This window comes from Mesorhizobium sp. M8A.F.Ca.ET.021.01.1.1 (genome assembly GCF_003998025.1).
In the GTDB taxonomy this organism is placed as follows: Bacteria; Pseudomonadota; Alphaproteobacteria; order Rhizobiales; family Rhizobiaceae; genus Mesorhizobium.
Map to the genome: position 1 here is coordinate 1 of NZ_RZSJ01000858.1, position 1731 is coordinate 1731.

Consider the following 1731-nt stretch of genomic DNA (forward strand, 5'->3'; position numbering starts at 1 on the left):
GAAATGAAGGTCGCCGAGACCCGCGACAACCAGACGCTGCTCGCCGGTCTGACGGAGCTTGCCGCCGAACTGGAGGCCGATGCCGCTTCCAGCCTCTACCGCTTCGGCGCCAGCCGCGCCTATGACGGCATCGTCACGGAAAGACTGGAGGCGCTGGATGAGGAGCCCGTGCAGGGCTACGACACCTGGGCGGGCTTTCTGCTGCGGCGCATGGCGCCAGCCATGCGCACCTGCCGCTCGGTCGAGGAGCGCCAGGCCAATTTGTCGCGCAAGCTGACCCGTGCCACCACGCTGCTGCGGACCTGGGTCGACGTCGAGGTCGAGAAGCAGAACCGCGACCTGCTCGCCTCGATGAACAACCGCGCCCGCCTGCAACTGCGGCTGCAGCAGACCGTCGAAGGCCTTTCGGTCGCCGCCGTCTCCTATTACGTTGTCGGCCTCATCGGCTATGTCGCGAAGGGCGCGTCGGTCTTTGGCCACGCCTTCGCGCCCGAGGTCGTCACCGCCGCCTCGGTGCCGTTCGCCATCCTGCTGGTCTGGTGGGGCGTGCGCCGCGTGCGACGGATGCATTCCGAGCCGGCGAAACATCCGGGCGAATAGTCCGCGCCATGCTTCGGACGCAACGGATGTGCAGCGGCAGATTGCCGCTGCGGAAGCTTTGCCTGCATCCGCCGCCCTGACGCCACCAAAGCAAGATTTGCAACAAATGCCGCTAGCTGGTAAATCATTTTTACCAGTCGAGTGGAGGAAGCGCCGATGTCCGGCCTTGCCATGCCCAAGCCAGACGCCGAGACGCTGCGCCGGCGCAGCGAAATCGTCGCCGACATGCGCATCATCGTGCCGGGCGAGGGCGTGGTCGACGCGGCCAATGAAATGCGTGCCTTCGAAAGCGATGGCCTGACCGCCTACCGGCAACTGCCGCTGGTCGTGGTGCTGCCCGAGACGGTGGCGCAGGTTTCGCGCGTGCTGAAATACTGCAACGACCGCAACATCCGCGTCGTGCCGCGCGGATCGGGCACCTCGCTGTCGGGCGGCGCGCTGCCGCTGGAGGACGCGGTGCTGCTCGTCATGAGCCGGTTCAACCGCATTCTCGAGATCGATTTTCCCGACCGCATCGTCGTCGCCCAGCCCGGCGTCACCAATCTCGGCATCACGTCAGCCGTCGAGCAGGAGGGGTTTTACTACGCCCCCGATCCATCCTCCCAGATCGCCTGCTCGATCGGTGGCAACGTGGCGGAGAACTCCGGCGGCGTGCACTGCCTGAAATACGGCCTCACCGCCAACAATGTGCTCGGCATCGAGATGGTTCTGATGAATGGCGAGGTGGTGCGGCTCGGCGGCGGTCACCTCGACGCCGAGGGCTATGACCTGCTCGGCGTCATGACCGGTTCGGAAGGCCTGCTCGGCGTCGTCACCGAGGTCACCGTGCGCATCCTGAAGAAGCCGGAGACGGCGCGCGCCCTGCTGATCGGCTTTCCGACCAGCGAGCAGGGGGGCCAGTGCGTCGCCGACATCATCGGCGCCGGCATCATTCCGGGCGGCATGGAAATGATGGACCGGCCGGCGATCCATGCCGCCGAGGATTTCGTCCATGCCGGCTATCCCCTCGACGTCGAGGCGCTGCTGATCGTCGAGCTCGATGGCCCCGGCGTCGAGGTCGATCATCTGATCACGGCGGTCGAGGCGATCGCCATCGCCAACGGCTCGACCACGTGCCGCATCTCGCAGTCC

2 protein-coding genes are annotated in these 1731 nt (G+C 66.3%); both read left to right on the forward strand.

What is annotated here, in order from left to right:
• Positions 1 to 600 (forward strand): DUF3422 family protein (locus tag EOA36_RS34790; RefSeq protein WP_127281174.1); only part of this gene is annotated, 600 nt, incomplete at its 5' end.
• A 156-nt stretch (positions 601 to 756) separates the two neighbouring features.
• On the forward strand, positions 757 to 1731 hold a 975-nt coding region (locus tag EOA36_RS34795; protein ID WP_127281175.1), incomplete at its 3' end, for an FAD-binding protein.